Annotated in this window: 25 protein-coding genes and 1 tRNA gene; 7 read left to right on the plus strand and 19 right to left on the minus strand. The window is 69.6% G+C overall.

The genetic code is table 11. The features are described from left to right. The first annotated feature begins 3 nt into the window (after positions 1-3). Positions 4-1,236, plus strand: coding sequence for a DUF58 domain-containing protein (locus SK224_RS00595; RefSeq protein ID WP_320432917.1), 1,233 nt, complete (start codon positions 4-6; stop codon positions 1,234-1,236). Next, the gene (locus SK224_RS00600; RefSeq protein ID WP_320432918.1) at positions 1,226-3,487 is read left to right on the plus strand and encodes a DUF3488 and transglutaminase-like domain-containing protein; all 2,262 of its coding nucleotides are present in this window, start codon (positions 1,226-1,228) and stop codon (positions 3,485-3,487) included. Before SK224_RS00595 ends, SK224_RS00600 begins: the two co-directional genes overlap by 11 nt. 14 nt (positions 3,488-3,501) lie before the next feature. Here the strand turns inward: SK224_RS00600 and SK224_RS00605 are convergent, their stop codons facing one another. Then, complete coding sequence (locus SK224_RS00605; protein WP_320432919.1) at positions 3,502-3,906, minus strand: arsenate reductase ArsC; 405 nt, start codon at positions 3,904-3,906, stop codon at positions 3,502-3,504. 17 nt (positions 3,907-3,923) lie between these two features. Further along, positions 3,924-5,246, minus strand: coding sequence for an NAD(P)-binding domain-containing protein (locus SK224_RS00610; RefSeq protein ID WP_320432920.1), 1,323 nt, complete (start codon positions 5,244-5,246; stop codon positions 3,924-3,926). Between the two features lie 89 nt (positions 5,247-5,335). On the opposite strand from SK224_RS00610, the gene SK224_RS00615 reads away from it, so the two are divergent. Both SK224_RS00615 and SK224_RS00620 read left to right on the plus strand, forming a co-directional pair. Beyond that, positions 5,336-5,683, plus strand: a complete 348-nt coding sequence (locus SK224_RS00615; protein ID WP_320432921.1) for a metalloregulator ArsR/SmtB family transcription factor — start codon at positions 5,336-5,338, stop codon at positions 5,681-5,683. Between the two features lie 20 nt (positions 5,684-5,703). Continuing rightward, positions 5,704-6,186 (plus strand): N-acetyltransferase family protein, encoded by a 483-nt coding sequence (locus SK224_RS00620; protein WP_320433774.1) that lies wholly within the window; start codon positions 5,704-5,706, stop codon positions 6,184-6,186. A 55-nt stretch (positions 6,187-6,241) separates the two neighbouring features. On the opposite strand, the gene SK224_RS00625 is transcribed toward SK224_RS00620, so the two are convergent. The 8 genes from SK224_RS00625 to SK224_RS00660 all read right to left on the minus strand — a co-directional run bounded on the left by SK224_RS00625 (position 6,242) and on the right by SK224_RS00660 (position 11,325). Beyond that, a tRNA-Ser gene (locus SK224_RS00625) sits at positions 6,242-6,333 on the minus strand. A gap of 51 nt (positions 6,334-6,384) precedes the next feature. Next, positions 6,385-6,705, minus strand: a complete 321-nt coding sequence (locus tag SK224_RS00630; RefSeq protein WP_320432922.1) for a hypothetical protein — start codon at positions 6,703-6,705, stop codon at positions 6,385-6,387. A gap of 78 nt (positions 6,706-6,783) precedes the next feature. Beyond that, the gene (locus SK224_RS00635; protein WP_320432923.1) at positions 6,784-7,665 is read right to left on the minus strand and encodes a helix-turn-helix transcriptional regulator; all 882 of its coding nucleotides are present in this window, start codon (positions 7,663-7,665) and stop codon (positions 6,784-6,786) included. Between the two features lie 315 nt (positions 7,666-7,980). Next, positions 7,981-8,244, minus strand: coding sequence for a hypothetical protein (locus tag SK224_RS00640; RefSeq protein WP_320432924.1), 264 nt, complete (start codon positions 8,242-8,244; stop codon positions 7,981-7,983). Between the two features lie 130 nt (positions 8,245-8,374). Beyond that, on the minus strand, positions 8,375-9,151 hold the full coding sequence (locus tag SK224_RS00645; protein WP_320432925.1) for an SDR family NAD(P)-dependent oxidoreductase: 777 nt from the start codon (positions 9,149-9,151) through the stop codon (positions 8,375-8,377). A gap of 92 nt (positions 9,152-9,243) precedes the next feature. Continuing rightward, positions 9,244-9,795 carry a hypothetical protein gene (locus SK224_RS00650; RefSeq protein ID WP_320432926.1) on the minus strand — a complete coding sequence of 184 codons (552 nt, stop codon included), beginning with the start codon at positions 9,793-9,795 and terminating at the stop codon, positions 9,244-9,246. Between the two features lie 68 nt (positions 9,796-9,863). Beyond that, the gene (locus SK224_RS00655; RefSeq protein WP_320432927.1) at positions 9,864-10,751 is read right to left on the minus strand and encodes an SDR family oxidoreductase; all 888 of its coding nucleotides are present in this window, start codon (positions 10,749-10,751) and stop codon (positions 9,864-9,866) included. Between the two features lie 13 nt (positions 10,752-10,764). Beyond that, complete coding sequence (locus SK224_RS00660) at positions 10,765-11,325, minus strand: DNA starvation/stationary phase protection protein (protein WP_320432928.1); 561 nt, start codon at positions 11,323-11,325, stop codon at positions 10,765-10,767. 207 nt (positions 11,326-11,532) lie between these two features. Between SK224_RS00660 and SK224_RS00665 the strand changes: the two genes are divergently transcribed. The 3 genes from SK224_RS00665 to SK224_RS00675 are packed head-to-tail and all read left to right on the plus strand — an operon-like array spanning position 11,533 to position 15,024. After that, positions 11,533-13,329 carry a glycoside hydrolase family 15 protein gene (locus SK224_RS00665; RefSeq protein ID WP_320432929.1) on the plus strand — a complete coding sequence of 599 codons (1,797 nt, stop codon included), beginning with the start codon at positions 11,533-11,535 and terminating at the stop codon, positions 13,327-13,329. Beyond that, the gene (locus SK224_RS00670; RefSeq protein ID WP_320432930.1) at positions 13,319-14,212 is read left to right on the plus strand and encodes an SMP-30/gluconolactonase/LRE family protein; all 894 of its coding nucleotides are present in this window, start codon (positions 13,319-13,321) and stop codon (positions 14,210-14,212) included. The genes SK224_RS00665 and SK224_RS00670 overlap by 11 nt, the downstream gene beginning before the upstream one ends. Positions 14,213-14,223: 11 nt before the next feature. After that, positions 14,224-15,024 carry an SDR family NAD(P)-dependent oxidoreductase gene (locus SK224_RS00675; protein WP_320432931.1) on the plus strand — a complete coding sequence of 267 codons (801 nt, stop codon included), beginning with the start codon at positions 14,224-14,226 and terminating at the stop codon, positions 15,022-15,024. Between the two features lie 19 nt (positions 15,025-15,043). On the opposite strand, the gene SK224_RS00680 is transcribed toward SK224_RS00675, so the two are convergent. The 9 genes from SK224_RS00680 to SK224_RS00720 all read right to left on the minus strand — a co-directional run bounded on the left by SK224_RS00680 (position 15,044) and on the right by SK224_RS00720 (position 26,147). Further along, positions 15,044-15,541: a GNAT family N-acetyltransferase gene (locus SK224_RS00680; protein WP_320432932.1), complete on the minus strand. Its 498-nt coding sequence runs from the start codon at positions 15,539-15,541 to the stop codon at positions 15,044-15,046. Between the two features lie 100 nt (positions 15,542-15,641). After that, positions 15,642-18,623, minus strand: coding sequence for an immunoglobulin-like domain-containing protein (locus SK224_RS00685; RefSeq protein ID WP_320432933.1), 2,982 nt, complete (start codon positions 18,621-18,623; stop codon positions 15,642-15,644). A gap of 145 nt (positions 18,624-18,768) precedes the next feature. Beyond that, positions 18,769-19,812, minus strand: coding sequence for an ABC transporter permease subunit (locus tag SK224_RS00690; RefSeq protein ID WP_320432934.1), 1,044 nt, complete (start codon positions 19,810-19,812; stop codon positions 18,769-18,771). Further along, complete coding sequence (locus SK224_RS00695) at positions 19,809-20,849, minus strand: ABC transporter permease (RefSeq protein WP_243231604.1); 1,041 nt, start codon at positions 20,847-20,849, stop codon at positions 19,809-19,811. Before SK224_RS00695 ends, SK224_RS00690 begins: the two co-directional genes overlap by 4 nt. Further along, complete coding sequence (locus tag SK224_RS00700) at positions 20,846-22,417, minus strand: sugar ABC transporter ATP-binding protein (RefSeq protein ID WP_320432935.1); 1,572 nt, start codon at positions 22,415-22,417, stop codon at positions 20,846-20,848. Before SK224_RS00700 ends, SK224_RS00695 begins: the two co-directional genes overlap by 4 nt. 118 nt (positions 22,418-22,535) lie before the next feature. Continuing rightward, positions 22,536-23,546 carry an ABC transporter substrate-binding protein gene (locus SK224_RS00705; RefSeq protein WP_320432936.1) on the minus strand — a complete coding sequence of 337 codons (1,011 nt, stop codon included), beginning with the start codon at positions 23,544-23,546 and terminating at the stop codon, positions 22,536-22,538. Between the two features lie 185 nt (positions 23,547-23,731). After that, a complete protein-coding gene (locus SK224_RS00710) occupies positions 23,732-24,751 on the minus strand; it encodes a LacI family DNA-binding transcriptional regulator (RefSeq protein ID WP_320432937.1) in 1,020 nt (339 codons plus the stop codon). After that, a complete protein-coding gene (locus SK224_RS00715) occupies positions 24,739-25,074 on the minus strand; it encodes a hypothetical protein (RefSeq protein ID WP_320432938.1) in 336 nt (111 codons plus the stop codon). The genes SK224_RS00710 and SK224_RS00715 overlap by 13 nt, the downstream gene beginning before the upstream one ends. Continuing rightward, on the minus strand, positions 25,071-26,147 hold the full coding sequence (locus SK224_RS00720) for a hypothetical protein (protein WP_320432939.1): 1,077 nt from the start codon (positions 26,145-26,147) through the stop codon (positions 25,071-25,073). The genes SK224_RS00715 and SK224_RS00720 overlap by 4 nt, the downstream gene beginning before the upstream one ends. Between the last annotated feature and the right edge of the window lie 50 nt (positions 26,148-26,197).

Genomic DNA, 26,197 nt, shown 5'->3' on the forward strand with positions numbered 1-26,197 from the left:
CGCATGAGACGCAGCTGGCCGCTCACGGCGCGGGGAACCGGTGCCGTCGTGCTCGCGCTCGCCTGCTTCGCCGCCGCGAACCAGCTTGGCCTCGTCGAGCTGGTGTTCGTAGGGCTCCTCCTCGTCTCGCTCGTCATCGCGGCACTGGTGGCCGTGTTCGCCACGCGCGGCCGTGCCGACGTCACCCGCGCCGTCGTGCCCGCCGTTCCGGATGCGGGCGATGAGGTCGAGGTGACCGTGCGGGTCGGGGCACGAACGGCGCTTCCGACCTCTGGCGGCCGCTGGCGAGACACGATGCCGCAAGGCATCGAAGGCGGTGGTCCCGGCACGTTCCCCGCCGTCTCCTCGGGGTTGAGTCGCGATGACCGAGAGGTCGTCGTGGGCTATCGGGCCAGGGTGCTCCGCCGCGGCATCCACTGGATCGGCCCTTTCGAGGTCAGCTCCCTCGACCCGTTCGGCATAGCCCGTCGCACGGTCGCCCAGGGCGAGCTGACGCGCCTCGTCGTCACGCCCGCGGTCGAGGAGCTCCTCTCCCTGGCGGGCGTGGCCGGCTCCTCCGGCGGCAGCCTCTCTCGCGCGACGAACCGGCTCGGGCAGGGCACGGACGACGTGATCGCCCGCCCGTGGGCACCTGGCGACTCCATGCGCCGCATCCACTGGCGGGCCTCGGCACACCGCGACGAGCTCATGGTGCGCCAGGAGGAGCAGGAGAGCTCGCCCGAGGCGACGATCGTCTTCGATCGCGCGCTGGGTCGCTTCTCCCCCGAGGCGACGGAGGCAACCGGCTCCGATCCCGCCTTCGAGGCGGCCGTCGGCGCTGTCGCCTCGGCGCTGGCACGACTCGTCGCCGACGGCTACACCGTCGCCCTCGTCGAGCCCGACGGCGCCCCGCTGTGCGACGACGTCGAGCCGGCGGATGCGCCGGCGCTCGAGGCGGCGATGTTGATGCTGGCGACGGTGCAGGCACGGCTGGACGACCGTCTCGGTGCGCTGGCGGGCCTGTTCGTGGGCGAGGCGACGGGTCCGCTCGTGCTCGTCACCGGCGTGCTGTCGCCCACGGATGCGGCGATGCTCGCCACCGTGGGCCACCACAGCGCCTTCCCGGTGCTGCTCAGCACCGCTCCCGCGCCCGGGGCGTTCGACGCGGCGACCGGCTGGACGGCCGCGGCGCTCGGCCGAGACGTCGCCGACGCGTGGCGCGACGCGGTCTCGGAGAGGCTCCCCCATGCCGGCTGAGAAGACCGCGCGCGCGCAGGGGCAGGCGGCGCTGGCCGTCGGCGTCTTCGTGGCGCTCATCGCCACGACGCTTCCGGTGATGCGCGTGATCGCACCCGGCGCTTGGGTCGCGGCGGGTTTCGGGCTGGCCGCCGTCATCCTTGCTCTGGGCGCCGTGCTGCGCCGCGTCGGCGTCGCGGGACTCGTGGTCACCGGCATCGACGTCGTCGTCTGGGTGCTCGCGCTGACCCTGCTGTACCTGCGCGACAGCGCGTGGGGCGGGCTCGTCCCGTCCCCCGCGTCGTTCGACGCGGTGAGCGCGCTGATCTCCTCGGCCGTTCAGGAGATGGCGGTGGGTGCGGCGCCCTTGACCGCGACGCCCGCACTATCGTTCTTCGTCGTCGCCGCGATCGGGGCGCTCACCATCGTGCTCGATCACGTCGTCATCACGACGCGGATGCCGCTGCTCGCCGCGATCGCCCTCGTCGCCGTCGCTGTCGTTCCCACGATCGCGGTGCCTGCGGCGATGGACGTGTTCGCCTTCGTGCTGCTGGCCGCCAGCATCCTGTTCCTCCTCGCGACCGACACGCGGACCCGCCGCGGCAGGACCGGCCCGCGTGGCGCACCGGCCGCCGTGTCGGCCGCCCTCATCGCGGTCGCGTCGATCGCGGTGGCGGTCATCGTGACGCCGCTGCTGCCCGCCCCCGACGGCGAGGCAGCGGTCAGCGGGGCCGGCAGCAGCGGCATCAACCCCACCCTGCGTCTCGGTGACGACCTGCGCCGACCGAACCCCGTCGAGGTGCTGCGGGTGCGCTCTTCGGAGCCCCGCGCGCCGTACCTGCGCGCCGTGACGCTGTCGAGTTTCGCGGGCGAGGTCTGGCGACCGGACGAGCGCGATGCGACACCGGTGGGCGGAGGGCCCGGGTTCGGCCCGGTGCGCACCGACCCCGATGTCTCTCGCGTCAGCGCCGACACGAAGATCGACATCGTGAAGCTGAACACCCCATACCTGCCCATCCCCTTCCCCGCGACGGCGATCGGCGGGCTGACGGGCGACTGGGGCATCGTGGCCGACAACCGCACGGTCGTCAGCCAGGACGGGGATTCACGCGGCCAGAGCTACGAGGTCATCACCGAGACGCCCACCCCCACGCTGGAGCAGATCCGTGCCGCGACCTCCCGCGGCGCCGACGTCGATCCCGAGCTTCGCGAGATCCCCGACGACACCCCGGCGAACGTCTCCGAGCTCGCCCGGGCCGTCACCGCCGAGACGAGCAACGACTACGACGCCGCCTTCGCTCTGCAGCGCTGGTTCCGCTCGAGCGCGTTCACCTACTCGCTGGACGCACCCGTTCAGGAGGGTTTCGACGGAGCGGGCGTCGACGCGATCGGACAGTTCCTCGAGGTGCGCAGTGGCTACTGCGTGCACTTCGCATCCGCCTTCGCCGCCATGACAAGGTCTCTGGGGATGCCGACGCGCATCGTGATCGGCTACCTGCCCGGCACGGCCACGACGGATCGGATCGACGGCGACCTCGTGTACTCGGTCTCGAGCGACCTGCTGCACTCCTGGCCCGAGGTGTACTTCGAGGGCATCGGCTGGGTGCCGTTCGAGCCGACCAACAGCCTGGGCGTGCCGACCGTGTTCTCCAGCGGCGTGGGCACCTCGCCGGATCAGATCGACTCCGCATCCCCCGAGCCGACCGAGGCCGCCACCCCCACTGCGGCCGCGACCGAACGTCCTGACACCCCGGACAGCCCGCAGGCGGGCACCGTCAACGACAGCGCCGGAACCGGCGCGATCATTCCCGCCGTGTGGGTGACGATCGCGGCGATCCTGCTGCTGGCCGCGCCCGCACTCGCGCACGCGCTGCGTGGCCGCCGGCGCCTGCTCCTCGGCGCGCGGGGCGATGCGAGCGCCGCGTGGCTGTTCGTCGAAGAGGCCGCGATCGATCTGGGACTGCCGGTACCCGCGAGCGCCTCCCCGCGAGCGCTGGCGGAGCGCCTCATCGCGGCGGGGGCCCCGGCGGGGGATCTGCGGCCGCTCGTCGACGCCATCGAGCACGCCAGCTACGCGCCCGCATCCACGGCGTCGAGCCATGACGGCAGCAGCCTCGCCGCAGCGGCTTCGCGCGTACGTCGGGGGCTGATGGATGCCGCTGCAGCCCCGCGCCGCATCCTCGCCGTCGTCGCGCCGCGCTCTCTCGTCATCCGTCCCGGCACGACCGCTGCCGGCGCGGGCTGGCACGAGCACGCTCGACGACCGCTGTAGACCGCGGCGACGTCCTACCCGAGGCTGGCGATGAGTCTCTCGACGCGGCCCTTGATGTCGTCGCGGACCTCGCGCACGATGTCGACGGGCTGACCGGCCGGGTCGGTGAGCTGCCAGTCCTCATAACGCTTGCCGGGGAAGATCGGGCATGCATCCCCGCATCCCATGGTGATGACGACATCCGCCTGGCGCACGGCGTCCGTCGTGAGGATCTGCGGGGAGGCGCCGGAGAGGTCGATCCCCTCTTCGGCCATGACGGCGACGGCGGCGGGGTTGATGACGTTGCCGGGCTCGCTTCCGGCGGAGAAGACATCGATGCGATCGCCGGCGAGGGCTCGGAGGTAGCCCGCGGCCATCTGCGAGCGGCCGGCGTTGTGCACGCAGACGAAGAGGACGGCGGGCTTGGTGGAATCGGTCATGACGTTCTCGGTTCGGATCAGGAGCGGACGGGCGTGATGGTGGTGAGGGGGATGAGTTGTACGGCCGGTGCGCAGCATGCGCCGCCGATCGATCCGTCTGTCGCGTCGAACGACCCGGCACCACCGCACACTCCGGTTTCGGGGAGGATCAGCTCGATGCGTCGTGCTGCCTCGTGGTCGCCCGCCAGCTCCGCGACGACGCTGCGCACCTGCTCGTAGCCGGTGAGGGCAAGGAAGGTCGGAGCTCGGCCGTAGGACTTGGCACCGACGATGAAGAAGCCCGGTTCGGGGTGAGCCAGATCGGCGGCGCCCGTGGCTGCGACCGAGCCGCAGGAGTGCACGTTGGGATCCACCTCGGCGGCGACACGGACGGGAGCCTGCAGCACCGGGTCGAGCTGCAGGCGCAGCTCCGAGAGGAACGACAGGTCGGGGCGGAAGCCGGTGAGCACGATGACCCGATCAGCGACGAGGCGACGACCGTCTTCGGCGATCAGCACCACGCCCTCGTCGTCCGCGGCCACACGTTCCGTGCGGAACCCGGTCACGAGCGAGACCAGACCGGCATCCACGGCTTCCTTCGCGCGGATGCCGAGGGCTCCGCGCGCGGGGAGCTCGTCCGCATCACTGCCCCCGAAGGCATTCCCTGCGTTTGTGCGGCGCACCGCCCACGTCACGAGGGTGGCGGGGTCACGACGAGCGATCTGCGCCAAGGCCAGCACTGCGGTCACCGCGGAGTGCCCGGATCCGACGACGACGGTGTGCCCACCCGCGAACCTCGAGTCGGTCCGCATGTCGGGAATCCGGTACGACAGCCTGTCGACCACATCGCGCTCACCGAGAGCGGGGAGGCCGTCTGCGCCTGCTGGATTGGGAGAAGCCCAGGTGCCCGACGCGTCGATGACAGCGCGAGCGAGCAACCGATACTCCTCGCCCTGGGTCGGCCGGACGTGCACGGTGAACGGTCGGTCACCACGTCCGGCGTCGACGAGTCGGTCGCGGCCGAGGCGGGAGACCCCGACGACGCGCGCACCGTATCGGACTCGATCGCCGAGGAGGTCGGCGAGCTGAGCGAGATAGCCACTGATCCACTGCGCTCCGGTGGGGTGGCCCGTCGACGGGGCGGTCCACCCGGTCGTGGTCAGCAGCCGGGCGCCCGCGGCGTCGACCAGCTCGGACCAGTCCGAGAAGAGACGCACATGAGCCCACTCGAGCACCGCAGCGACAGGCGCGCCGCCGGCTTCCAGCACCACGAACGGGATCCCCCGCTCAGTCAGATGGGCGGCGGCGGCCAAGCCCTGAGGGCCGGCGCCGATCACGACGACGGGAAGTGCTTCGTCCACCGTTACTCCTCGTCCATATCGACGTTCGTCGATGAGAAGAGGTTCCGGCATCCATCGACAGATGTCAATACGAGGTGCACAATCGAAGCATGCCGACTCCGCTCCCGCTCCTGCCACCCGATGCTGTCGAGTGCTGTTCCACACCGGCCGGAGACGCGCTGACACCCGCGGAGGCGGAATCGATCGCCCGCACCTTCAAGGCGCTCGCCGACCCCACGCGGGTGCGCCTGCTGTCGCTGATCGCCGCATCCCGCGACGGCGAAGCGTGCATCTGCGATCTGACGGAGCCCGTCGGACTGTCTCAGCCGACTGTTTCCCACCATATGAAGGTGCTCGTCGACGCAGGTCTCGCCACGCGTGAGCAGCGCGGTCGCTGGGCGTACTTCCGCGCGGTCACCGACGTGCTCGACAGCGCCGCGAGCGGGCTCCGCCCGTGAGGACGGGCGGCATCCGCGCGATGCGGCCCGGGGACTGGCCCGCCGTCGAGGCTATCTACGGCGAGGGCCTCGCCACGGGCAACGCCAGTTTCGAAGCCGAACCGCCGAAATGGGATGCGTTCGACGGCGGCAAGCGAGATGCCGGCCGGCTCGTCGCGGTGGACGCGGAGGGCGTCGTCGTCGGCTGGATCGCGGCATCCGCCGTCTCGACCCGCGCGGTCTACCGCGGGGTCGTGGAGCATTCGGTGTACGTCGCGGCGAGAGCCCAGGGAAGCGGCGTGGGGCGGGCTCTGCTGGGATCGTTCCTCGACGCGATGGACGACGCGGGCGTCTGGACGGTGCAGTCGAGCATCTTCCCGGAGAATCTCGCGAGTCTCGCGCTCCATGAACGCGCCGGCTTCCGTCGCGTCGGGCGGCGGGAGCGGATCGCTCTCATGGCTTACGGCCCGTGGGCCGGCCAATGGCGTGACACCGTTCTGGTCGAGCGGCGCCGCAACGATTGACCACCGACACCATGCGAGAACCCCGCCCGAACAGTGGTTCGGACGGGGTTCTCCGTGGCGGAAGTGACAGGATTTGAACCTGCGAGGCGAGTTACCCCGCCTACATGGATTCCAGCCATGCTCCTTAGGCCGCTCGGACACACTTCCAAGGAGCGATCCTAACACGGGCGGTCGCCGTCGCCCGCGCGCGGTCGCCGCTCACCCCGCGTCGCCCCCGGGCTCATCGCGCTCCGGAACGAGCACGATTCCCCCCGAGGAGTGGGCCGAGCGGGCGAGCTCCTCGATCCACTCGCGGCTGATCTCGGCGGGCTCCGGGTCGTCGAACACGAAGCGCAACGGGATGGAGGGGGCGAACCAGAGGGTGCTTCGCCCACCTTCTTCACTGTCCGGATGCGTGAGCGACACCGTGAAGCTCTCGCCGCGGCGAAGCTTGGTGGCGATGACGACTTTGAGATGGGCGAGGGCGCGATCCTCGATCTCCACCGCCGTCTCGCCCGCCCCGTAGAAGATCTGTCCCATGCCGTTCACGGTATGCGAGCGCTCCCGCGCGCCCGCGGAGTCCACTCCGAGCGCGCACGAAATGTCCCCGACGCGCGCTCAGCGCCGCAGCGTGTGCGAGGGCGGCTCGCCGTAGGCCTCCGCATACAGGTGCGCGAAGCGGCCCGTATGGGCGAAGCCCCACCGCGCGGCGATCTCCCGCACCGTGCGGGCGCCCGCATCCGCCGCCATCAGATCGGTGTGCGCGCCCTCGAGCCGGATGCGGCGCAAGAACGCCGACGGCGACATCTCGTACGACCGCCGGAAGGCCAGCTGCAGACCGCGTACCGAGGTGCCTGCAGCAACCGCGACGTCGCCGATCGTGATCGGGTCGGCGACGCGCTCCTCCATGAACGCGATCGCCCGCCGCACGGTGCGCGGGGACGAGTGCGCGCGCGTCCGCGAGTGCTCGCCCAGCAACGGGAACGACGTCGCGATGGCGGCGACCAGCTGGTGGGTGAACTGGGCGCGCAGAAGCGGCGAAGTGGCCACGGTCTCGTCGGCGAGCAGGGTCGCCTCGATGAAACGCAGCGTCTCCGCGACGATCACGTGGCGTTCCGCGGCGCCGTTGACCCGATCGGTCCGAAGACGCGGCGGCTCCTCCCCCAGCATTGCGCGCAAGACTCGATGGAACGTGTCGGCGTCGATCGTGACGGCGCGCAGCTGCAGCTGCGAGAAACGCGCCTCGAACCTCGTCCCGGGCGGGACCAGGAACGGGATGCGACCGTCGCCGCTCTCCTTCCCCACCGACCACCGATGACGACCCGCCACCGCATGGGCGACGATGAACTCGGGGAACTCCTCCGCGCCTGTGCGGCTCGATCCACCGAAGCGGAGTGCCGTGGCCATGAGGCTGCCGTCGCTCACGGCGGCCATCTGATACCGGAATCCGGTCGGAGGGTCGGCGGTCAGAACCATCGCGGTGTTGAAGAGCTCACTCACCGACTCCTGCGCGCGTTGCGGGTCATCCGTCTGCAGTCCACGGCGAGAGGGCGCCCCCTCCCTCACGCCCCGTCACCTGAAACGACAACCGCGGAATCCACCCTGCCCAACTGCCCTCCTCGCGCGCCGATCACGGGCGCATCCCCACCCTGTGCGATCCCCTCCCGGCGGGCTCGGTATCGATCCGATCCACGCGGGAAGTATCCGCCACACGCAGCCGTGTGGCAGCAATGAGAATGGAGGTCGTTCGTGCACGAAGAAAGAGGGTTGACACCGGATACGCGATCTGGCATATCCGCATCGCGCCGAGCGCGCTCAGCGGGCGGTGCCGTCGAGAAGCATCGTCACCCGGTCGAAATCGAGCGTCTGCGCGATCTCCTCCGCGCGGTCGTAGCGAGCTCCGGCGAGCACGACGAACACGGCGCCGACCACGTCGACGAAGCCGACGCACGTCTCGCCCCGCAGGGCCCGATAGCGTTCCGGAGCGATGCGCTCCCAGCGCAGCTCGTGGACATCAGGACTCTCGGCGGCGGTCTCGGCTGCGGGAGTGCGCTTCTCCGGCATCATCTGCAGCGTCATCGTCGCCTCCTGCTCCGTGGGGTATCCCCACTGTGCGCCCGGGCGGTAGCAAACAGCTGAGGCTTGACTTATCGTCTGCCGCTCGCCTAAGCGTGCGCGGGCGACCCGGAAGGATCGCCCGCGCATCGCCTCAGCCGAGGAAGGGACGCAGGTCGGGGTATCCGCTGGTCTGCCAGGCGCCGTCGACGACGACGTTCTCGCCGTTGACGTACGAGGCGTCCTCCGACGCCAGGAACAGCGCCACGCCGGCGATCTCCTCGGGCTCGGCCGGACGCCCGGCCGGGATGCGGGCCATGTACGCCTCGGAAACACCGGGCATGCTCATCAGGCCTCCGGTGAGCGGGGTCGCCACGAGACCCGGCGAGACCGCATTGACGCGGATGCCGTCGCCGCCGAGTTCGAGTGCGGCGTTCTTCGTGAGCATCACGACACCGGCCTTGGCGGCCGAGTACCCCGCGCCGAAGTGCATCGGAACGAGCGAGTTGAGCGATGCGATGTTCACGATCGCACCCTGCTGCCGCTCCGCGAGGAAGTGCTGCGCGCCGAGCTTCGTGCCCAGGAACGCGCCGTAGAGGTTCAGTCGGATGTTGAAGTCCCACGTCGCGAGGTCCATGTCGACGACGCGGCCGGGTCGGGATCCGCCCGCGACGTTGTACACGGCATCGATGCGTCCGAAGCGCTCGCGCGCGCCGTCGAAGAGCGCCGTCATCCCGCCTTCATCGGTGACGTCGGTCGCGAGTCCCGCCACGCTGTCGCCGAACGTGACGCCGGCGGCGGCGACCGCCTCGGAGTTGATGTCGGCGACGAAGACCCGAGCACCCTCATCCACCAGGCGACGCGTGATCGCCGCGCCGATTCCGGAGACACCTCCGGTGACGATCGCGACCTTGCCGTCGAAACGTGCCATGACTGCCTTCCCGCGACGACCGGGCGGCGTCGCTGCTCGACAGAAGTCTAGAGAAACTATCTGACATATGTCTTATAGATTCCCCGCTCGGGTCAGAGCTGCCACCAGCCGGCGGACGCCGCCAGGATGACCGCGACCGCACGATCGAGGTCCGCCATGTCCGTTCGCAGCCACTCTTCGATGGCACCCACCGTCCCGGCCGCGGCATAGGCGACGGCGAGCGAGACCGCGGCGACATCGCCCGCGATCGCCGCGGGGACGATGCCGGGACGCTGCTGCACCCACTGCTCCAGTCCCTGCCGCAGGCTCCGCTCGAGCCCCGCGCGCACGGGCGCCGCCAGCAGCGGCTCCATCGCCGAGCGGTAGACCGCGGCCCGCCTGCGGACGTGCTCCAACAGCATCCGCTCGCCGTCGCCGATCGCCGCGTCCGCACCGAGGGCGGCCGTCACCTCCTGCAGCTCCGCCGCGAGCGCATCGGCCGTCAGCTCCGCGACACCCACGGCATGCCGATAGAAGGTGTCCCGGGTGACGCCGGCGGCGCGGCAGAGGTCGGTCACGCTGATCTGCGACAACCGCGTGGTGGATGCCAGCTCGATCGCCGCAGCGCGCAGGCGCTCCTGCGTGCGACGCACCCGCGGATCCATTCGCCCATGCTAAGGGCACACGCGGAGACGGCCGCCCGGTGTCCGGACGGCCGTCTCCCCCGCGAAGGTCAATGCACCGGCATCCCGCCGGTCACGGCGATCGTCTCGCCGACCACATAGCTGGATTCCTGAGAGGCGAGGAAGACGAACGCCGGGGCGAGCTCGACCGGCTGACCGGCCCGCCCGATCGGCGTCTGCGAACCGAACTCCTCGATCTTCTCGTTCGGCACGTACGCGGGCTGCAGCGGCGTCCAGATCGGACCGGGAGCCACCCCGTTGACGCGGATCCCGCGTTCGATCAGCTGCTGCGACATCGCGCGGGTCCAGTTGGCGATACCCGCCTTCGACACCGCGTACTCGGCGAGCGAAGGCGAGGGCTGGAACCCCTGCACGCTCGAGGTCGTGATGATCGCGGCCCCGGGCTTCAGGTGCGTGGATGCGGCCTTGGTCAGCCAGAACAGCGGATAGATGTTGGCCTTCACGACGTGGTCGAGCGTGTGCGTCTCGAAGTCGTCGATGCTGTCGACGGTCGGCATCGTGCCGGCATTGATCACGAGGATGTCGAGGCCGCCGAGCTCTTCCACAGCGCGCTCCACGACATCGATGTTGGTCTGCTCCTGCTGGAGGTCTCCGGGAAGCAGCACGGCCCTACGGCCCTCCTTCTCGATCAGCGCCGCAACCTCCTCGGCCTGTGCCTGTTCCTCGGGCAGATAGCTGAGTGCCACATCTGCGCCCTCACGGGCGTAGGCGATGGCCACCGCGCGGCCGATGCCGGAGTCGGCGCCGGTCACGAGCGCCTTGCGCCCGGGCAGTCGCCCGAAGCCGATGTAACTGGTCTCGCCGTGGTCGGGTGCGGGATCCATCTCGTGGATGTCTCCCGGCGCACTCTGCTGCTGGGGAGGGAAAGGCGGTCGGGGGAACTGGGTGGTCGGATCCTGGGCGTCGTACATGCTCATCGTGCGGCCCCTCTCAGCGCGCCGCCGGGGCGCGGTTCTCGGCACTGACCATCCACGCGAGCTGCTCGAGGCGCTCCAGGACCGCGTGCAGGATGTCGGCGCTCGTCGGGTCCTCGTCGTCCACCTCGTCGTGCACGTCGCGGCAGGTGCCGATCGTGGCCTCCAGGCGCTCGGTGATGAGGTCGATGACCTCGCTCGTGTCGATCTCGCCCTGCGGGAACTCCGGCAGCGTGGTCGTCTCGGCGACCGTGTCGCTGCGGCCGTCCGGAAGCGCGTGCAGCGCCCGCATCCGCTCCGCGACGGTGTCGCTGAACTCGCGGGCGGCATCGATGACCTCGTCGAGCTGCAGGTGGGTGTCGCGGAAATTGCGGCCGACCACGTTCCAGTGCGCCTGCTTGCCCTGCAGCGACAGCTCGATCAGGTCGACGAGCACCTTCTGCAGGTTGTCGCTGAGTTTCTGGGATGCGGTGAACCCGCTCTCCGCGTTCTGCTCCTCGGTGAGCCCGGCTCCTGCCCCGCCCTTCGCGGGGCGGCGACGGTTGCGCGTGGTGCTCGATGCGTTCGTGGCGGCCATGTCGTCCTCCTTCGTCGTCGAGGACGGGTCGTGCCCGTCGCTCGGTGTCTGACGGGTGCGACGCTAACCCGGGTGCGGCGCACGCCGGCGGGGGTTGTCCGCCCCGCCGCGGGTTGCTAGCGCTCGTGCGCCCGACGGCACGTAACCCGCTCGCGCCCCGCATGCAAGCCTGCCCCCGCGGACCGGGAGTCCGCCTAGCGTGGCTGCGTGCCCCGGCCCTTCTCCGACCTCTCGTCCTACGCCGCGATCGGCGACGGCCGGACGATCGCTCTCGTCGATCGCCGCGGCAGCATCGACTGGCTGCCGGTGCCCAACCTCGATTCCGTGCCGGTCTTCGCACGCATCCTCGATGCTGAGAACGGCGGATGCCTGGAGATCACGCCGGTGGGCGAGTTCGAGGTGCGTCGTCGATACGTCGCGCGCACGAACGTGCTGCAGACGACGTTCGTCACCCCTACGGGTACCGCGCGCCTGACGGACGCGATGGTGACGGGCGTCGCCGGACGCCTTCCCTGGGCGGAGCTGGCGAGGCGCGTGGAGGGCATCGACGGCGACGTCGCCTTCACCTGGCGCGTGCAGCCGGGAACCCGCCTGAACACGGCGGCGCCCTGGGCGGAGCAGCGCGACGGTGCCACCGTCCTCCGCGTCGGCGAGACGTCGCTGGCGATGGTGGGAGAGGACCATGGCACGCCGACCACCGTCGATGACGGCGCGGGCCCGCGGGTCGAGGGATCCTTCACGACCTCGCCCGAGTCGCGCCACCTGCTCGTGGTCGTCGCGACCGACGGTGAGCCGCTGCACCTGCCGCATCCGCAGAACGTCGACCGCAGCATCGACCGGACGATCGAGGGGTGGCGCGCCTGGTCGCGGGAGTTCGGCTACGACGGCCCGTGGGCGGCCACCGTGCAGCGCAGCGCGCTCACCCTGAAGCTGCTGGTCTACTCCCCCACCGGAGCCATCGCCGCGGCCGCGACGACGTCACTGCCCGAGAACCCGCGAGGTGGCAAGAACTGGGACTACCGGTTCGCGTGGGTACGCGATCTCGCCTACACCGCGCACGCGCTCGTGCGCTTCGGCCTCCGAGAGGAGACGCACGCCGCGATCTCGTGGCTGCTGCGTACCATCCGCGACAACGGGCCCGACCTGCACGTGCTGTACACGCTGCGCGGCACGCTCGCGCAGAACGTCACCGAGCATGAGGCGCCGGGCTGGCGCGGGATCGGCCCGGTGGTGACCGGCAACCCCGCACACGGACAGCTCCAGCTGGGCGTCTACGGCGATCTCTTCGCCATCTGCCGCACGTACGTGGATGCGGGCAACGTGCTGGATGTCGCCACCGGCCGCATGCTCGCCGCCATGGCCGACCGCACGTGCGACGAATGGCGCCAGCCGGACTCCGGGATGTGGGAGCTTCCTGAGATCCGCCACTACACCTCGTCGAAGATGGGCTGTTGGCAGGCGTTGCGCGATGCGGTCGTACTCGCCGAGGCGGGCGCGATCCCCGGCAGTGCCGAGCGTTGGGCATCGGAGCGGGACCGCATCGCGGCGTGGATCGCCGAGCACGGCTGGTCGGAGGAGATCGGGGCGTACGTCATGCACCCGGGCTCGACGGATGTCGACACCTCGGTGCTCCTGCACGCCGAGAGCGGATTCGACCGCGGCGAGCGGATGTCACGGACCATCGACGTACTCACCGAGCGGCTCGGCGCCGGAGACCTGCTCTATCGCTACACCGGGATGGATCAGGAGGAACACACGTTCGTCGCCTCCGCCTTCTGGCGTGCCGCCGCGCTCGCGTGCGTGGGGCGCCACGACGAGGCCGTCGCGGCCATGGACGACCTGGTGGCCCGCGCCAACGATGTCGGCGTCTTCGCCGAGATGATCTCGGAGCACGACGGCTCGTCGTGGGGCAACATCCCCCAGGCGCTCAGCCACCTGGCGGTGATCGGGGCCGCGCTGACGATCCGCGACCTCGTCCCCGAGGAGGAACTCGATGGGCACTGAAGCTCGCATCTTCCGCCGCCTCGACGCGATCCTCGTCGAGAGCATCTTCTGGGACGACCGCACCGACGAACTCGTCTGGGTCGACATCACGCGGGGCACGATGCACCGCGCGCGTCTGGACGATCCGGAGGACGGCTCCCGCGACACGATCGTGCGACTGCCGGCACCCGTGAGCGCCGTGCAGCCCGCCGCATCCGGTGGGTTCGTCGCCGCGTTGAAGGATCGTGTCGTGCTGCTGGATGCCGTCGGCACCGTCCGGCGCACCGTCGCTGTGCTGCCCCACGCGCACGCGGGGATCCGCAGCAACGAGGCCAAGGTCGACCCGTTCGGGCGTTTCGTGGTGGGAGCGATGAACGTGACCACCGGTGAGCCCGATGCGGGTCTGTACCTCGTCGAGCCCGCGGGCTCGGTGCGGGCGCTCCGCGGCGGGTTCGGCGTCGCCAACGGCTTCGAATGGTCCGAGGATGCGCAGACGATGTACGTCACCGACACGGCCACGCGGACCGTCTACCGCGGCGCGTACTCCCCGCAGGCTGAGGCGCTCGGCGAGCTGGTGCCCTTCCTGGTCGGCGAGGACTCCGACGGCCTCACCCTCGACACCGACGGACGATTCTGGAACGGCGTCTACGGCGCGGGACAGGTCGTGCGGTGGACTCCCGACGGACGCGTCGAGGCCCGCATCCCCATCCCGGCACCGCAGGTGACCTCCGTCGCCTTCGGCGGGCCGGCGCGGAATCTGCTGTTCGTGGGAACCGCTCGCGAACAGCTCACCGAGCAGCAGCTCGTGGCCGCGCCCCTCAGCGGATCGATCTTCGTGATCGACACGGATGCCGAAGGGCGCCCGGCACACACGTTCGGACCGATCCCGTCCGACGGCGAATGAAAGGAAACGACATGGATCTCGGCATCGCAGGCAAGAATGCTCTCATCACCGGGGGCGACTCGGGCATCGGGTTCGAGACCGCCAAGCTGCTCCTTGCTGAGGGCGTGACGGTCGTGCTCACCGACCGCGATGCCGACAAGCTGGAGCAGTCCGCCGCCGAGCTCGACGCACCCGAAGGCCGACTCCACGCCTTCGCCGCCGACATCACCGACGTCGCCTCCGTGGCCGAGCTGCACCGCAAGACGACGGATGCGGTGGGCGCCATCGACATCCTGGTGCAGTCCGCCGGCATCACCGGCGCGCAGGGACTGTTCCATGAGATCGACGACGAGGGCTGGACGTCGACGATCGAGACCGATCTGCTCGGGCCGGTCCGTGTCATCCGGGAGTTCCTGACGGATCTGCGCTCCGGCGGGTGGGGGCGGCTGGTGCTGCTCGCCTCGGAGGATGCGGTGCAGCCCTACGACGACGAGCTGCCGTATTGCGCGGCGAAGGCCGGCATCCTGGCGCTCACGAAGGGACTCTCGCGCAGCTACGCATCCGAGGGGCTGCTCGTCAACGCCGTCTCCCCCGCCTTCATCCACACGCCTATGACGGACGCGATGATGGAGAAGCGCTCGAAGGAAAGGGGCGAGTCGTTCGACGAGGCGATCGCCTCGTTCCTCGACCAGGAGCGGCCGTACATGGAGCTCGGTCGCCGCGGCGAGCCGGAAGAGGTCGCGTCGGTGATCGCCTTCCTCTGCTCGACGCGCGCCTCCTTCGTCAACGGGTCGAACTACCGCGTGGACTCGGGGTCGGTCGCCACCATCTGACGCTCAGTCGTCCTGTCGCTCAGTCGTCGGCGGCGCCGGAGTCGGTGAGCTCCTTGCGCAGGAACACCTCATCGGCACCTCCGGCGCCGCCGGCGGCCTCCGCGACCACGTATCCCTGCCGCTCGTAGAGGCGGATGTTGGCCTCGCTCAGCCGGCCGGTGAACAGCTCCGCCGTGCGGGCGCCCGCGCGACGACCGCGCTCCTCGACCGCGTCCAGCAGCGCGGAACCGATGCCCTCTCCCTGCTGGTCGGGCGCAATGGCGAGCCGTCCGACGAGCAGCACGTCGCCGTCGATCCGCGCGCGGACCGCGCCGACCATCCGCCCGGCGCGCCGTGCCACCTGGCCGAGATTGTCCCGCAGCTCGTAGGCGACCTCCTCGAGCGTCTGGGTGAACACCGGCATGTCGACGTCGCGGTAGATCAGCGCCTCCTGCACGAAGGCGGCGCGCTGGAGAGTCAACACCTCTCCCGCATCGTCGGGCGAGATCGGATGGATGTCGATGTCGTCGGCGCTCATGCGTGCTCCTGTCGGTCGAGGCTCGCCACCATCCTGCGCACACGCAGCGGGGCCGGGCCAGCTGTGCGCTGTCCCGGCCCCGGTGGTGTAGGAGCGTCGCCTAGCCGCAGGTGGTCGACGGCACGACGGCGCTCTTCGTCGTCGTGCGCCCGTCGGCGGCCCTCGCCGTCACGGTCACCGTCTGCGCGGGCGTCGCCGTCAGCCGCGTCGTGAAGGCTGCCGATGCCGAGGCACCGGCGGCCAGCGTCAGCGCCTTGCTGCCGTAGGCACCGACGATCGTCGCCGTGACCGTCGACGGATCGCTGTTGACGACCGCAACGGAATGTACGACCTTCCCTGCCAGGCACTTCGCGGCGACGGTGGTCGTGAACGCGACTCCGAGCGTGACCGCCGCCGAACTCGACACGCTCACGCGTCCATCCCGGTACCCGTCGTAGGTGGCGGTGACGGCACCTACCTGGGCGGGAACCTCGACCGAGGCGACCCCGTCGGCGAGGATCGCGCTCTGGCTCCATCCGCCGCCGGCGAAGGTCACCGTGCCGGCGACCTGACCGGCGTCCGCGGCGACGACGTGCGCGGTGGCGGTGCGGCCGGACGCGGTGAGCGTCGTCGTCGAGGCGACGGCGGCCACATCCGTCCATCCGTGCAGGGCCGTCAGAACGGCCTGCGACACGTTGACGAACGAGCCGTGACGCGGGCTTGCGGGCAAGCCCCCCACCGGGCGCACGTTCCAGTCGGCCCGGCGCGAGAGGCGGTCGCCCTGGTTGCTGCTCGCGATCTCGTCACCCGTCGTGACGAACGCGCGGTAGCCGCCGGAGCCGTAGTTGTCGACGAGGAAAACGTACCCGTCGTCGTCCGCGGTGTTGTTCGGGTCGCCGTCGTTGAGCTTGACGATCTGCGGTCCCTCACCCGCTTGCCCGGTCTCGAGGCTGGTCATGGCGGTGTCGATCAGTTGCCAGCCCGTCTCGGGGTTCGCGTTCCAGTCCGAACGGGTGGTCTTCGCGGTGAGCACCTTCGAACGCTCCAGGAAGATGTCCTTTCCGCGCTCGAGGCCGTCGGCGGCGCCGCCGTCCTCGTTCTTGGTGAACCGATAGTAGTAGTCCCCGATCTTCTGCACCGTCGAGTCGATCCGGGCGTAGCCGGTGTTCTGCCATTCGACGGGCGGGTACGTGAAGGTGCGGAAATCGCGGGTCAGGACGGTGAAGACACGGGCGTGCAGGTTGTCGTTGTTGGTCTTGGACGCATCCGAGTACAGCCGCGACGAGAAGTGCACGACGTAGGACTGCAGCTCGTCATCCCAGTACGCCTCGGGCGCCCACGTCATGCCGGCGGCCGGCTGGTTGATCGTGATGCCCGTGTTCGCGTCGTTGGTGCGCTTCCAGTGCACCATGTCCGTCGACTCCCACACCTCGATCTTCAGGCTGCCCTCGGATTGAGCCGGGCCCCAGCCGGTTCCGCAGCTGATGCAGAGATCGGTCGCGACCATGTAGTACTTGTCGCCGTCCTTGGAGCGCAGCACGTACGGGTCGCGCAGGCCCTTCGTGTCGGTCGTCGAGGTGATGACCGGGTTTCCACCGTTGACCGCGGAGAAGGTGAAGAAGTCGTTCCCGCTGGTGGCGGCCTGATAGATCTTCTCGTCACCGTCGGACTTGAAGTACGCGGCCGCGTAGCCGGCATCCGGTGCCCACCGGCCGTGCTCAGCGACGGTGACCTCGAACGTGCGCTCGGCAGAACGGCCGTTCAGCGTGGCCATCGCGGTGAGCGTGACGTTGCGATCGCCCGTGCCGTATGCCGGCCTCGAGACGATCCCGCCGCCCGCGAACGGGTCCGCCGAGCCGGCCGCCGGTGCCACGTAGGCCGGGTCGGTGCCGGTCACCAGCGTCGGGTCGGAGGAGGTCCAGGTGATGGTGGCGCCGTTGACGGCGCCCTTCGTCGCCAGCGGCAGGTTCTCGGTGGTGCGCGTCGCCAGCACGATCGCGTCGAGATCGCTCGACACAGACGGAGCGACGACGGTGACGTCGAAGGTCAGCGTGCCCAGCGAGCTGGTTGCCGTCAGGGTGACGGGGGTGTCCTGCGCGATGGAGCGGGAGACCACGCCGGTCGTGGACACGGTCTGGGGCGAGGAGGAGGCCCAGGTGAGCGCGACGCCGTTGACCGTGGCCGCAAGCGTCAGGTTCGTCGACACCCGGTCGAGCGAGGGGTTGGCCCCCAGCATCGTTGCGAGCACATCGCCGCGGAGCAGCGCAGCAGTGGCCGCGCTCTTCTCCTGAGCCGTCGGCATGCTGGCGCGCACATCGTCCGCCGTGAGGGCTGCGTCCCAGAACTTCACGTCAGAGACATCGGCGCGCAGCAGCGCGTCGCCCTGGTAGAGGGAGCGTCCGAGATACCCGAGGACGTTGCCGCTCGGGATGATCGAGCTCAATGAGCGGGTGTGGGTGAGCGTCGAGATGACGACGCCGTCGCGGTACAGCGTCAGCGTGTTGCCCTGGCCCACCATCGTGAGGGTCGTGAACCCGGGGTTCAGCCCGCCGCCGGCCGGCATCCGTGTCTCGCCGTTGTCGCTCGCGGACTTCACCCGGATCGCGGCGAGCGCCTGGTTGACGTAGCCGCCCTGCGACGAGCGCGGGCTCAGGAAGATGTGGTTGCCCAGCTGGGTCGTGTTCCACGGACCCACGCCGTCGCCGATGACCCAGCCGAAGTGGTTGGCTGCGGTTTGTGTGGCAACGGTGTACTCGACGGTGAAGTCGTTGTCAGTACCGGTCACGAGCCCCTTGGGCAGCGATGCGTACCCGTCGGCCCGGAAACGCAGCACGGCGTCGCCCGCCGCATCCGCGAATGACGCGTCGGTGAAGCCGGTGAGGGTGGCGTTGCGACCGTTGCCAGACACATCGATCAGGGACGGGCCCTGGTGGGACATGTCGTAGTGGGCCGTGGGGGTCGGGATGTCCGCGGCCTGTGCGGCGAGGGGGACGCCGAGACCGGTGACGGTGAGCGCTGCGCCGAGCACGGAGGCGGCGAACGCACGCGCGCGTCCACGATGCCGTGTCGGGGCGACGGATACGGGCGGGGAGTTTCTCGTCATCGAGAGTCCTGTTCGTCTCGAGCGACCGGGCCGTGTCACGGCCGACGTCGCGTCGGATGCGGTGTTCAGTTGTGGATCCGCCCGCGTGCGGGCGCGACACGGCGTCGGAACGGGCCGCGTGCCCGCCCCGACGCCGTGTCGGGGTTCATCTCCGTCGTCTGGCCGTCAGCACACGCTGCAGGAGCACGAAGACGAGCAGGATGCCGCCGGTGATGATCGTGAGGTACTCGGGGCGGATGGTGCCGTCCTTCGTGATGATCATCCAGAGCGTCGCGAGCACGAGCGATCCGACCACGGAGCCGAGCACGTAGCCCGCGCCGCCGGTCAGCAGCGTCCCGCCGATGACGACGGCCGCGATCGCGTCGAGTTCCCAGCCGATGGCCGTGACGTTCTGAGCCTTACCACCGACCTCGGCCGTGTAGACGACGGCGGCGAGACCTGCCAGCGCACCGCTGATGATGTAGATCGACACCCGGGTGCGGGCGACCGGGAGGCCCATCAGCTGCGCCGACGATTCGGCACCGCCGATGCCGTAGATCGTGCGTCCGGAGCGGGTGCGGTGCAGGAAGAAGAACGCACCGATCACGACGAGCACGGCGATGAAGAACCCGGGCGTGAGCACGAGGTCGTTCACCTTGGGTCCGTCGACGAGCTTGAAGTCGGTCGCCAGGAGCAGGATCGGCGAGTCGTCGGGCGCCTGGACGGGCACGGTCGACAGGATCGACGCGAGCCCGCGGGCCAGGAACATCATGGCCAGCGTCGCGATGAACGGCTGCACGTTGAAGTACTGGATCAGCACTCCGGAGATGAGACCGAACAACGCGCCGAAGACGATCATGAGCACGATCGCCAGCCATCCGTTCACGCCGATGTTCATCAGCATGACGCCGGCGACCGAGGTGAAGGCCACGACGGCGCCGACCGAGAGGTCGATCCCGCCCGAGAGGATGACGATCGTCATCCCCACGGCCAGGATGATCGTCGGCGCGAAGCTGACGAGCAGGCTCGACATCGTGCCCATGTGGAACACGCGGCCGTACGCGAGCTCCGCGTACACGAGCATCGCGATCAGCAGCAGGACCGCCGCGAGCGACGGGATCACCGACTGGCTGCGCCCCCAGATGCGGGCGAATCCGCGGGAGGGGACCTTGTCGAGGTCGATGGACGAGGTCGAGACGGACGCGCTCACGCGACAGCCTCCTTTCGGGAACGGGTGCGCCCGAGCCGCAGGACGTAGCCCCGCACCCGCTCGGACTGCAGGAGAACGAGCACCACGATGACGATCGCCTTGAAGGCGGGGGTCGCGGCGGCCGAGATCCCGAGGAAGAGGACCGTCTTGTTGAGCGTCGCGATCAGCAGCGCGCCGACTGTGGAGCCGAGGATCGAGAACTTACCGCCCGCGAGCGACGTCCCCCCGATCACGACAGCGAGGATCGCGTCGAGCTCCATCTGGTAGCCGGTACCTGAGACGTCGACGGTCATGACCTCCGAGACGGTGAACAGACCGCCTGTGGCCGCCAGGACGCCCGAGAGGATGTACACCGCGATGAGGATGGGCCGCGGTCGGATGCCGGCGAGACGGCTCGCGGCCGGGTTCACACCGATGGACTCGATCATGAGCCCCAGCGCCGTACGCCGCATGATGACCGAGACGAGGACAACGATCACGATCGCTGCGACGAAGCTGATCGGCAGTCCGAGGATCTGTCCGTTCGCGATCTGCCGGAACGGCTCGTTGGTGGCGTTGGTGTTCTGGCCTCCGGTGATGACGCGGGCGATACCTCGGCCGGCGAGCATCATCACGAGCGTGCTGATGAAGGGCTGGAGTCCGATGACGGACACGAGCAGGCCGTTGACGAGACCGAGCACGGCACCCAGCAGGAGTGCGATACCGATCGCCGTCAGCATGGCTCCCACGGACGTCGGCGCACCGGCTGCGGACAGGCTCTCCATGGCTGCGGCGCCGCCGACGGCCATGATCGATCCCACCGACAGGTCGATTCCCTTGGTCGCGATGACGAACGTCATGCCGAGGGCGATCATGATGATCGGCGCCGACACGCGCAGGATGTCGAGGAGGTTGCCCGCCAGCATCCCGGTCGTCGGGTTGATGCCGACCGACAGGTAGGTCGGGTCTTTGATGACGTTCAGCGTGAGCAGCAGGACGATGCCGACGATGCCCCAGAACCAGGGCGTGCGCACGAGCGTCTTCAGGAAGGACGTCATGAGAGCTCTCCTTCGGCGAGCGCCTCGGTCTGGGCCTCGGCCTTCTCTTCCGTTTCGGCGGCGATGATCGAGACGATGCGCTCGGCGGTCACGTCGGGTCCGTTGACGACCTCGCCGATCTTGTCGTGGTCCTTCAGGATGACGATGCGCTCGGACAGGCGGACGACCTCCTCCAACTCGGACGAGATGAAGACGACGCCCATGCCGCCCTCGGCGAGCTCGGCGACGGTCTCCTGGATGTCGGCCTTCGCACCGACGTCGATGCCTCGCGTCGGCTCGTCGAGCAGCAGCAGCTCCGGCTCCGTGGCCAGCCAGCGGCCGAGAAGGACCTTCTGCTGGTTGCCGCCCGAGAGCAGCCGGATCGGCCGGTCAGGGTCGTTCGGTCGTACGCTGAAGCGCTCCATGTAGGTCTTGACCAGCGCGTCGACCTCGCGGGCGGGCACGCGGCGCAACCAGCCCCGCTTCGCCTGCAGCGCCAGCATGATGTTCTCGCGGACGCTCAGGTCGCCGATGATGCCGTCGTCGCGGCGGTTCTCGGTCGAGTAGGCGATCCGGTTGGCGAGGCCGGCGACAGGAGAGGCGATGCTGGCCTTCTTGCCGCGAATGCGCACCGTGCCGGAGTCGGCACGGTCGGCGCCCATGATGAGCCGGGCGAGTTCGGTGCGACCGGCGCCCAGCAGTCCCGCGAAGCCGACGACCTCGCCGCGGTGGATCTCGATGTCGGTCGGGTTCAGCGCGCCCTTGCGCCCCAGACCCTCCGCGCTGTACACGGGGGTGTCGGTGCGGTCGCGCTCGTCGACCTGACGGTTGGAGCCGAGGGCTCGCAGCGCGTCGAGATCCTTGCCGATCATCTTCGAGATGAGCTGCGTGCGGTCGAGTTCGTGAGTGAGGTACTCCCCCACGAACGCTCCGTTGCGCAGGACCGTGATGCGATCGCTGATCGCATACACCTGGTCGAGGAAGTGGGAGACGAACAGGATCGCGACGCCCTGGTCACGGAGACTGCGGATGACGCCGAAGAGCACTTCGACCTCGGCGGAGTCCAGGCTCGAGGTCGGCTCGTCCAGGATCAGCACCTTGGACTCGGTGACCATGGCACGGCTGATGGCCACGAGCTGCTGGAGAGCGATCGAGATGGAAGCCAGCGGCGCGCGGGGGTCGAGGTGGCCGAGGCCCATGCGGGTCAGGGCTTCGGCGGCCCGGGCGTGGGTCTTGCGCCAGTTGATGCCGAGCGGGCCGCGTACCTCGTGGCCGAGCATGACGTTCTCGCCGATGGTGAGGTTCGTGCAGAGGTTGACCTCTTGGTAGACCGTGGAGATCCCGGCATCCTGCGCGGACTTGGTACCGGTCAGGTGGCGCTCGACGCCGCCCACGAGGATCGCACCCGAGTCGATCTGGTACACGCCGGTCAGCGCCTTGATCAGCGTGGACTTGCCCGCGCCGTTCTCACCCATCAGGGTGTGCACCTCTCCGGGGAGGAGGCGGAAGTTCACGGCGTCGAGCGCTTTGACGCCGGGGAAGGTGATCGATGCGCCGCGGACTTCGACGATCGGGGGTGATTCGGTCATCACTGACGAGCTTCCTCGCTACGGGGCTGATGCCCTTGGGGGCCGGACAGAGAGCGGGGATCGCCCGGGGCGATCCCCGCTCTGCCTGCCGGCGCGGTTTAGTGCGTGCTTCCGGCGCTCAGAACGCGAGGCCGTCGGCCAGCGCCTTGTCGGCCGCCTCCGGCGAGTCGAACGTGGCGCTCTTGACGATGATGGTCGAGTCGACCTTGTCGCCCGCGAGGGCCTTCTTGACGGCGTCGACGGCGTCGGTGCCGAAGAAGGGGTTGTACTGAGCGACGAAGCTCAGGTCACCCTTGGACAGGGCCTCGAGCGCGCCCTTGGTGCCGTCGATCGTGGCGATCTTCACGTCGGTGCCGGGCTTGAGACCCGCCGCCGTCACGGCCTGCGCCGCGCCGATGCCCATCTCGTCGTTCTGGGCGAAGATGAACTGGATGTTGTTGTTGTTGGCCTTCAGAACAGTCTCGATGACCGACTTGCCCTCGTCCGTCTTCCAGTTGGCGGTCTGCGCGCCGACCTTGTTCCAGCCGGACGCGCCGCCGAGCGCCTCATCGAAGCCCTCGTTGCGCTCGTTGACGACCGAGAGGCCGGGAACGCCCTCGAGCACGAAGTAGTTGGCGCCCTCCGGGAACGCGGTGGTCGCCCACTCGCCGACCGACTTCGCGACCTGCACGTTGTCGGGCGCGATGCGGGTCACGTAGAGGTCCTCGGGAGCGTCGACACCGCGGTCGAGCAGGATGACCGGGATCTCGGCTTCCTTGGCCAGCTTGAGCGAGTCCTCCCAGCCCGACGCCTCGGTGGCGGTGAGCAGGATGACGTCGACCTCGTCGTTGACGAACGTCGAGAAGGCGTCCAGCTGCGACTTCTGGTCGCTCGGGCTGGCGGCCGGGGCGTACTTGAGCTCGAAGCCGGCATCTTCGGTGAAGGCGTCCTTGATGGCCTGCTCGTTGGCGTTGCGCCAGCCGCCCTCAGGACCAACTGCAACGAAGCCGACCGTGGTGAGGTCGCCGCTGCCGCCGCTCGCGTCGCCGCCGGCCTCTGCGTCACCGCTCGAGCAGCCGGCCAGACCCAGCGCGAGAGCCCCCACGCCGATGAATCCCAGCATGCCCAGTGCGCGCTTGTTGTGTGCCATGTGATCTCCTCCTTGAGACTCCCCGACGCTCATCGTCGAAGAGGTGGTCCGTGTGCCCCCCAGCGGGAACGTCGGGTAGCCACATTGTGCGCGCTAACAATGCGTCTTCGCAACTCTTTCGGGGCGATTCGTTACTTTTCCGTTACCGCGAACATTTGTTGCGCCTAACAACGCGTGGCATCGATTCAGTCGCGCGGTACGGATGCCGTGGACGAGCGCACGACCAGGACCGGCGCGATGCGATCGTGCCGAGTGTGATCCTCGCCGTCGATGGCAGCGATCACGAGTTGCAGAGCGAGCTCGCCGAGAGCGAAGAAATCCTGGCGGACGGTCGTCAGCGGGGGCAGGAAGTGCCGCGCATCCGGGAGGTCGTCGAAGCCGACGACGCTGACGTCCTCCGGCACCCGCAGGCCCTGATCGACAAGGCCGTGCACGAGACCGAGCGCCATCTGGTCGTTCGCAGCGAACACGGCCGTCGCACTGCCGGGATCGAACGCCTTGCCCACCTCGTAGCCGTAGTCCGAGGTCCAGTCACCGATGATCGCCTCGCCCCCCTCGAGGCCGGCAGCGGCCAGCGATTCGCGCCAGCCCTGCTCGCGCTCGCGTGCGTCGTACCAGTCCAGCGGTCCCGCGAGATGCGCGATACGTCTGTGGCCGAGTTCGATCAGGTGGTCGACCGCCAATCGTGCCCCGCTGCGCTGATCGACGGCCGCGGTGTGCCACACGTCGTCGGTCTCGGCCTTGATGACGATCGTCGGCAGACCCGTGCTCTTCTGCCGGAGCAGTTCGAGCGAGGATGCGCGCGGGGCGATGACGCACAGAGCGTCAACGCCCTGCGTCACGAGCTCCACGACCCCCGCATCCAGCTGCGCATCATCGTCGTCGTCGATCGAGAACGCGCTGATCGCGTACCCGAAATCGCGCGCGGCGGCCTCCAGGGCGCGCAGCGTGCTGTTCGGACCGAACTGCACCGGCCCGTCGACCAACACTCCGATGCGCATCGCCCGCCGCGTCGCCAGCGCCCGCGCGATCGAGCTGCGGGTGTAGTTCATCTCCTCGATCGCCTTCAGCACGCGCTGACGTGTCGAGTCGCGGATGTTGGGATGGTCGTTGAGGACCCGCGAGACGGTCATATGAGACACGCCCGCGTGTTTGGCGACGTCGTAGATGCTGGGCCGCTGCCAGCCGCGCGTCAGCTCTGACACGCACCGTCTCCGGAATCGGATGCGGGCGCCGGCTTCGCGCGGCGGGAGACGGTGACGCGCAGGGCCAGAGCGGCGCCCAGCGCCAGGAGCAGGGTGGCTGCCCACAGGACCGGCTCCATCGGCGCCAGACCGCTGGCGGCCAGGGAGCCGACACCCTCGACCCCGGCGCCGCATCCGCTCGCACATTCGATCGGGGTGATCTGGACGCTGACGCCGATGCTCCCTGGATCGGCGTCGATGTCGGCCGCGTGGGCGGGCACCGCCGCAATACCAACCGCGACCGCGCTCACGACCGTGGTCAGCACCGCGCCCCAGCGCCTCATGATGCCCCCACCCGGTCTGTCATCTCGTTGCGTCCCTCTTCACGCCCTCGCTGGAGTGCGTCGTCGATCATGGCGGAGATCCGCCTCCGGGAGCGTGATCGTCGCCACAGGATAGCCCAGACGACGAGACCCGCCCCCAGCAAGATCGCCAACTGCGGCCACGGTACCGCCCAGATCGCCACCTCGGCGGAAATCGGCGCCATGGTCGCATCCGTGTCGGAGATGGTCAGGACCTCCGGCGTGAGGGTCACGGTGGTGGTCAGCAGCACCCAGGGCCACACCTCGTCCACCTCGACCGTGATCTCGCGACGATCACCGGGCAGCAGTTCCTGCGCCTGCTGGCCCGGTGCGGGGAAGGCGACGCTCCGACCGCCGACCGCCACCGTGCCCACGGCAGCGACGCGCGTGTTGCCGTCGTTCACGACCTCGAACGAGACCTGCGCCTCCCCGGGGCGCAGCGGATTCCACGACAGTCGGTAGTCGCCGGCGAGCGCATCGAGCGAGGCTGCCGGGGTGATCTCACCCGTCACCCGCGTCAGCACGCGGAAGCCCACCCTGCTCTCGACGCCCACGCTCGCCCCTCCCGCGGCGCTGCCCGCCGAAAGGATGGACGCCGTCACGCCCGCCGCGTAGTCGCCGGGCTCCGCGCGCTCGGGCACGGCCAGCGAGAAGGGGACGACGACGCTCCCACCGGCGGGGACGGTGACCGCGTCGGGCGCCGTGATCCACGTGCCTGCCGCGGTCGACGCGGCCGCATCCGCGAGGATGTCGAAACGACCCGTCTGCGTGAAGAAGCCGTCGGCGGCCGTGATCCGGAAGGTGATCTCCTGCTCGCTGAGGTTGCGCACCGCGAAATGCTCGTCCACGCGCTCCCCCGGCGCGAGTTCGTGCTCGACGGCGCGCCGACCGTCCGTCCCATCCGCATCCGCGGGCGCGACCGACCAGCGGACGGGATCGTCGTCGGCCGCGGCGGCCCCGACCGGGGTGAGAGGCACGAGCAGGGCCGCGAGAGCGGCGATGGACAGAACAGACGCCCGGATTGCGGACGGCGGGGTACGGAGGCGTGGGAACACAGCGGTCATCCTGGGGGAAGGGGCGGAGGAGCCGTCACCGGCTCCTCCGC

The organism is Microbacterium sp. BG28 (assembly GCF_034044005.1).
In the GTDB taxonomy this organism is placed as follows: domain Bacteria; phylum Actinomycetota; class Actinomycetes; order Actinomycetales; family Microbacteriaceae; genus Microbacterium.